Source organism: Microbacterium schleiferi (genome assembly GCF_020781975.1).
In the GTDB taxonomy this organism is placed as follows: Bacteria; Actinomycetota; Actinomycetes; order Actinomycetales; family Microbacteriaceae; genus Microbacterium.
Genome location: NZ_JAJGNI010000001.1, coordinates 433,865 through 440,260, shown reverse-complemented (window position 1 = coordinate 440,260; position 6,396 = coordinate 433,865). Strand labels below are relative to the sequence as shown.

The following is a 6,396-nucleotide window of genomic DNA, read 5'->3' as shown; positions in this document are numbered from 1 at the left end:
CGCCGCATGACCCACGCGGACATTTCACGTGAGGCAACCACGAATCACACCCGGACATCTTGACGTGAGGCAAGGCGTCCCGGTGCTCAGCCACACGACGTAGAGTCGCACTCATGCGCGATGTCATCATCACCGTCCGCGGCGAACACGAGACCCGGGTCGCTCCCGAAGAGGCTGTGGCACGGCTCACGATCAGGACCGAGGGCGGCGAACGAACCGACGTCATGGGCAGAGCGACGGATGCCGCAAGCATGCTGCGCGCCGCGCTGACCGCCCGACAGGATGCGGGCGAGATCCGCGAGTGGTCCACCGGTCGGCTGGCCGTCCGCTCCGAGCGCCCGTGGAACTCCGAAGGCAAGCCGCTGCCGCTCGTTCACCATGCTTCGCTCGACGTGTCGGCCACATTCGCCGATCTCGATGCGCTCTCGGGATGGCTCGGTGAGATCGCCGAGCTCGACACGATCCAGATCGATGGGGTGCAGTGGATGCTCACCGACGCGACCCGCAAGGCCGTCGAGGCTGATGTCGCCGCCCAGGCTGTCCGTGTCGCGATGACCCGAGCGACCGCCTATGCCGCCGCCCTCGGACTTGCCGAGGTCACTGCCGTCGAAGTGGCAGACGTGGGCCTGCTCGGTGGCGGATCGCCGGCTGCGGCATCCGGCCCGTCGCCCCGGATGATGATGGCGGCGAGCCCGATGGACTCCGCGAGCGCCCTGGAACTGCAGCCCGCCGACATCGTGGTCAGCGCAGCCGTCGAAGCACGCTTCAGCGCCCGCTGACCGGGCGCGCGGCTACTCCCCCAGGCGGTTGCGGGTGCGCATGGCGCGTTCGGCCTCGCGCTTGTCTTGGCGCTCCCGCAGCGTCTGGCGCTTGTCGTACTCGGCCTTACCCTTGGCCACCGCGATCTCGACCTTGGCGCGCCCGTCCGAGAAGTAGAGCTTCATGGGGATGAGCGTGTATCCGCCCGCCGAGACAGCGTGACTGAGCTTGATGATCTCGTCTTTGTGCAGCAGCAGCTTGCGCACCCGCTTGGCAGCGTGATTGGTCCAGTGGCCCTGCGAGTACTCCGGGATGTGGACCGCGTCCAGGAACGCCTGACCGCCGTCGATGTACGCATAACCGTCGGTGAGGTTGGCGCGTCCCTGACGCAGGGACTTCACCTCGGTGCCGGTGAGCACGAGGCCCGCTTCGTATGTCTTCTCGATGGAGTAGTCGTGGCGCGCACGACGATTGGTCGCGATGACCTTCTCTCCGCGTTCGCGTGGCATGACTCCTCCTTTCGACGGCAGCCCACCAGTGTATCAAGCGCTGGCCGCGCGGCAGTCAGCGGGGTCAGGCCGGCCCGTTGCCGAACTGGATCGCCAGCAGTGCGAGGAAGAACCAGAGGACGTATCCGATAACACCGGCAAAGATCGTGACCGCAGCCACCGTGTAGCCCCACCCGATCTCTCGCGCGCGCAACAGGCGACGGATGACGAGCACGGCGAACACGGTGGTTACAACCACGGGCAGCCCGAACACGGCTACCGAAATGAGGGGGCCACCGAGGTTCGCGGCAGCGGCCACACCGAAAAGCAGCAGCGGGCCGAGCCCGAGGATGATGCCCGCAATGCCCCACGCCGGCGCGGAACCTACCGGCTGCGGTGCTCGGGGATCCTGCGCCATCGCTGTTCTCCTCGCTCCCGCCGGCTCAGGCTCGGAGCCAACGCCGGATCGCGAAGCCCGCCGAGAACGCGGCGAGCACGATTCCGATTCCGATGAGGACGGGGATGACGATCAGTATGTCGGCGGTATCGACCCAGGTCGCGATGAATGGAATACGCGAGCGCAGATAGTCCTGCACGCCGAACTGCACTCCCGCAACGACGGCCACGCTTGCCAGCACCGATCCGATGAGGGCTGCGAACACGCCCTCGAGAATGAACGGCGTCTGGATGAACCGGTTGGATGCTCCGACCAGCCGCATGATGCCGAGCTCGCGTCTTCGGGCGTATGCCGAGAGGCGGATCGTCGTCGAGATGAGCAGGACTGCGGCGATGAGCATGAGCCCCGCGATCCCGACTGCGACATATGTTGCAACAGTCAGCGCAGAAAACAGCGGCTCAAGGTACTGCAGTTGGTCTTTGACCTCTTCCACCCCGTCGGTTCCCCCGAAAGCTTCGGAGATCACGGCTGACTTCGTCGGGTCCGCGAGTGTGATGCGGAATTGCGCACCGATCTGGTCGGCGGTGAGGATGCCGTCGTACTCGTCACCGAGCAGATCGATCGCCTCCTGGTAGGCCTGCTCTGCGCTGTCGAACTGAAGGTCACTGATCAGGGGAGCAAGCGAATCCGAATCCAGTTCGGCCTGGACACCGTCGATCTGCTCCTGCGTGGCAACGCCGTTCGCACAGGTGGGCACCTGCGACAACGAGCTGCACATATAGATCTGCACTTGGGCGCGATCGGCCCAGAAGGTGCGCATCGTGCCGATCTGTAGCTGCATGAGCATGGCGGCGCCCACGAAGGTCAGCGAGACGAAGGTGACGAGCACGACCGAGATCACCATCGACGCATTGCGGCGCAGCCCGCTGAACGCCTCACCGAGAACGAGTCCGACCCTCATGAGGTGGGCCCGACTTCATCATCGCGACGCTCGGCATCCAGCCCCAGCCGCTCCGCCAGTCCCAGCTCCTCGACCTCGACCTCGGGGATGTCGATGACCGGTACCGGTTGCGTCGTGGGGCGCGGAGCGGGTGCGGGCTGCGCGGCAGGCACCTGCCACTCGGGCGGCACTGACGGTGCACTCGGCCCAGACACGGGTCGCTCTGCGGGAGCCGGTCGATCTGCGGGAGCGGGTCGCTCGGCCGGAGCGGGTCGCTGGGCCGGAGCGTGTGCCGGCGCCTCGTCCGTCGGCGCCTCGGCGACCGCCGGGGCCGGAACATCGGGCGAGACCGGGGCAGGACGCACCTCAGCGAGAGCGGAGACCAATGATGCTGTCGACGGATCGTCGGCGACGTCGACAGCCGCGGCGACCGCGATCTCGGCATCCGTCACCGTCGGCTCGATGCCGACCTCACGCTGCAGTTCGAGGACCGCGGTGAGCGCAGCTGCAGCAGCGGCGCCACGCACCTGCTCGGGCTGAAGCCGGGGCAGACCCGACGTGTCGCCGTAGCCACCGTGGCGCTCGTCACGCATCATCTGGCCGCCACGCAACTCGATGACGCGCCGCTTCATCTGGTCGACGAAGCCCGCTTCGTGGGTAGCCATGACGATCGTGGTGCCGCCGGCGTTGATGCGCGCCAGCAACTGCATGATGTCGATGGATGTCGCAGGGTCGAGGTTTCCGGTGGGCTCGTCGGCCAGCAGCACCTGGGGGCGGTTCACCAACGCGCGGGCGATCGCAACACGCTGCTGCTCACCACCCGAGAGCTCGTGCGGCATCCGCTTCTGCTTGTCGGCGAGTCCGACGAGGGCGAGCGCCTCGGGAACCGCCTGCTTGATGAACCCTCGTGAGGAGCCGATGACCTGCAGCGTGAACGCGACGTTCTGAAAGACCGTCTTGTTTGGCAGCAGCCGGAAGTCCTGGAAGACGGCGCCGACGTGGCGGCGGAAGTACGGCACCTTGCGGTTGGCGAGGGTGCGCAGGTCGCGCCCGAGCACGAGGACGTTGCCGGAGGTGGCGACATCCTCTCGCAGAATGAGGCGCAGACAGGATGACTTACCCGATCCCGACGCACCCACGAGGAACACGAACTCGCCGCGGAGCACTTCGAAGCTCACCTGGTCGAGGGCGGGTTTCGCGGTGCCCCGGTATCGCTTGGTGACGTTCTCGAACCGGATCATGGCCATCTGAGCCTAAGCGCGAGGGCGATCACCGCCGGGTGCGACACCCGAAGCGGGCTCAGTCTTCATCGAGAACGTTCAGGCTCCCCTCGAGGCGGGGACAGAGCGTCAGTCGTCGTCATCCTTGCGCTTGCGCCACCGGATGCCCGCGGCAATGAACCCGTCGAGGTCTCCGTCGAATACGACCGCGGGGTTCCCGACCTCGTGACCGGTGCGTAGGTCTTTCACGAGCTGCTGGCCGTAGAGGAAGTAGGAGCGCATCTGGTCGCCCCAGCTGGCCGTGATCGTGCCGGCGAGTTCCTTCTTCTTTGCCGCCTCTTCTTCGCGCTTGAGCAGCAGCAGGCGGGTCTGCAGAACGCGCATGGCAGCGGCGCGGTTCTGGATCTGGCTCTTCTCGTTCTGCATCGAGACCACGATCCCGGTCGGGATGTGGGTGATGCGAACCGCCGAGTCCGTGGTGTTGACCGACTGACCGCCGGGACCCGAGGATCGGAAGACGTCGACACGGATGTCGCCCTCGGGGATGTCAACCTCGACCGCCTCTTCCATCACGGGGATGACCTCGACAGCAGCGAACGACGTCTGCCGCTTGTCGGCGGCACCGAACGGGCTGATCCGGGCGAGACGGTGGGTTCCGGCTTCGACCGAGAGCGTGCCGTAGGCGTAGGGCGCGTCGATCTCGAACGTCGCCGATTTGATCCCCGCACCCTCGGCGTAGGAGGTGTCCATGACCTTCACGGGGTACTTGTGGCGCTCGGCCCACCGCAGGTACATGCGCATGAGCATCTCAGCGAAGTCGGTGGCATCGTCGCCGCCGGCGCCCGACCGAATGGTCACGACGGCGGACCGATCGTCGTATTCGCCGTCGAGCAGCGTCTGCACCTCGAGATCGCCGATGACCTTCTCGAGCTCGGCGAGCTCGCGGCGCGCCTCGGCGGCCGACTCCTCATCATCCATCTCGTTGGCAAGCTCGACGAGCACTTCGAGGTCATCGAGGCGCTGTGCGACTGCCGTGATGCGAGACATCTCCGACTGCCGGTGACTCAAGGCACTCGTCACCTTCTGCGCCTTCTCGGGGTCGTCCCAGAGGTCGGGCGCGCCGGCCTCGTCGCTCAGTCGCGCAATCTCTGCGGCGAGCGCGTCGACGTCGACAACGGACTGGATGTCGTTGAATGTGGAGCGCAGGGCCTGGATGTCGGCGGACAGATCGAGTTCGAGCATGACAGTCCAGACTAACGTGGAACCGATGTCCGATCCCCCCGCCCCGATCCGCGCGCGGGACGTGCTGTGGAGATTCGGACCGATGGTCTACGTGCCGACGGTGCTGTTCGCGCTTGGCGAGGGCGCCGTCATCCCCCTCATTCCGGTGATCGCAGCCCAGTTGGGCGCGGACGTCGCAGGAGCAGCCCTCGTCGCGTCGGCCCTCGTGGTAGGCCAACTGGCGGGAAATCTGCCGGCGGGCTGGGCTGTCGCCCGTTTCGGTGAGCGGGTCACGATGGGAGTTGCCGGCGCGTTGGCCATGGTGGGAGTGGCAGGCATGATCGTCGCGCCCGTGCTCGGCGTTTTCGCGGCGGCAGTCCTGCTCATCGGGCTGTGCGCGGCAGCGTTCGGTCTCGCCCGCCACTCGTTCATGACCACCCGAGTCCCACTGTCGTTCCGCTCGCGCGCCATGTCGCTGCTGGGTGGCACGTTCCGGCTGGGGATGTTCGTGGGCCCGTTCATCGCGGCCGCGCTGCTGGCGATCTTCGGCGACGAACACGCGGCGATCTGGTTCTTCGGCGTGTGCCTTCTCGCCACCGTCCTGCTGGTGGTCTTCGGGCCCGACCCCGAGCAACAGTTCGCTCCGATCACGGCACGCGCAGGATCTGATGCGACCGCGAACAAGACCGCAGACGAGCTCGATGAAGAGGACACTGGCGAGGCGATCACGGGCAGCATCCGGGTTCCGGGGAGCCGCCAGAGCGTCTTCGTCGTCGCATGGCGGTATCGCGCGGTGCTGTCTCGGCTCGGCGTTGCTGCGGCATCCTTGGCTGCCGTGCGATCGGCCCGTCAGGTGGTTCTACCTCTGTGGGGCGTGTCGATCGGGCTGGACGCGCAGACGATCGCGCTAGTCGTCGGAATCTCGGGGGCGATCGATTTTGCCCTGTTCTATGCGAGCGGACAGGTCATGGACCGCTTCGGACGGCTGTGGGCAGCCCTGCCAGCGATGCTGCTCATGGGCCTCGGGTTCCTCGCGCTCGCGTTCACGCACGACCTCGACTCATCAGCGATGTGGTTCGCCATGTTCGCGGCAGTCCTCGGCGTCGGCAATGGGCTCTCCAGCGGCATCCTGCTCACCCTCGGCGCCGACGTCGCTCCGCGCACGGACCCGGCCCCGTTCCTCGGGTCCTGGCGCATGTTCACCGACGCCGGCGGGGCTGCGGCGCCGCTGCTCGTCTCGGGCATCGCAGCACTCTCGACCCTGTCGGTGGCAACCGGCGCGGTCGGCGTGCTCGGGCTCCTGGGCGCGGTGGCCTTCGTGCGCTGGGTCCCCCGGTTCGTTCCGCGGTCGGGTCGCGCCGACTGAGCCGG

The 6,396-nt window shown here is 66.9% G+C and carries 7 protein-coding genes; 2 read left to right on the top strand and 5 right to left on the bottom strand.

Features of this window, described 5'->3' with window-relative positions:
- Positions 1-113 precede the first annotated feature (113 nt).
- Entirely contained in the window at positions 114-779 is a 666-nt protein-coding gene (locus LL236_RS02320) for an SIMPL domain-containing protein (protein WP_228177169.1), read from the top strand.
- Positions 780-791: 12 nt separating this feature from the next.
- Here LL236_RS02320 and smpB read toward each other — a convergent pair whose 3' ends face one another.
- The 5 genes from smpB to prfB all read right to left on the bottom strand — a co-directional run bounded on the left by smpB (position 792) and on the right by prfB (position 5,046).
- Positions 792-1,268, bottom strand: a complete 477-nt coding sequence (gene smpB, locus LL236_RS02315; protein WP_228177168.1) for an SsrA-binding protein SmpB — start codon at positions 1,266-1,268, stop codon at positions 792-794.
- A 64-nt stretch (positions 1,269-1,332) separates the two neighbouring features.
- Positions 1,333-1,665 (bottom strand): hypothetical protein, encoded by a 333-nt coding sequence (locus LL236_RS02310; RefSeq protein ID WP_228177167.1) that lies wholly within the window; start codon positions 1,663-1,665, stop codon positions 1,333-1,335.
- Positions 1,666-1,690: 25 nt separating this feature from the next.
- Positions 1,691-2,605, bottom strand: coding sequence for a permease-like cell division protein FtsX (gene ftsX, locus LL236_RS02305; RefSeq protein ID WP_228177166.1), 915 nt, complete (start codon positions 2,603-2,605; stop codon positions 1,691-1,693).
- Positions 2,602-3,825, bottom strand: a complete 1,224-nt coding sequence (gene ftsE, locus LL236_RS02300) for a cell division ATP-binding protein FtsE (RefSeq protein ID WP_228177165.1) — start codon at positions 3,823-3,825, stop codon at positions 2,602-2,604. The genes ftsX and ftsE overlap by 4 nt, the downstream gene beginning before the upstream one ends.
- A gap of 108 nt (positions 3,826-3,933) precedes the next feature.
- Complete coding sequence (gene prfB / locus LL236_RS02295; protein WP_228177164.1) at positions 3,934-5,046, bottom strand: peptide chain release factor 2; 1,113 nt, start codon at positions 5,044-5,046, stop codon at positions 3,934-3,936.
- A 25-nt stretch (positions 5,047-5,071) separates the two neighbouring features.
- Here prfB and LL236_RS02290 point away from each other — a divergent pair, with 25 nt between their 5' ends.
- The gene (locus LL236_RS02290) at positions 5,072-6,391 is read left to right on the top strand and encodes an MFS transporter (RefSeq protein ID WP_228177163.1); all 1,320 of its coding nucleotides are present in this window, start codon (positions 5,072-5,074) and stop codon (positions 6,389-6,391) included.
- Positions 6,392-6,396 lie beyond the last annotated feature (5 nt).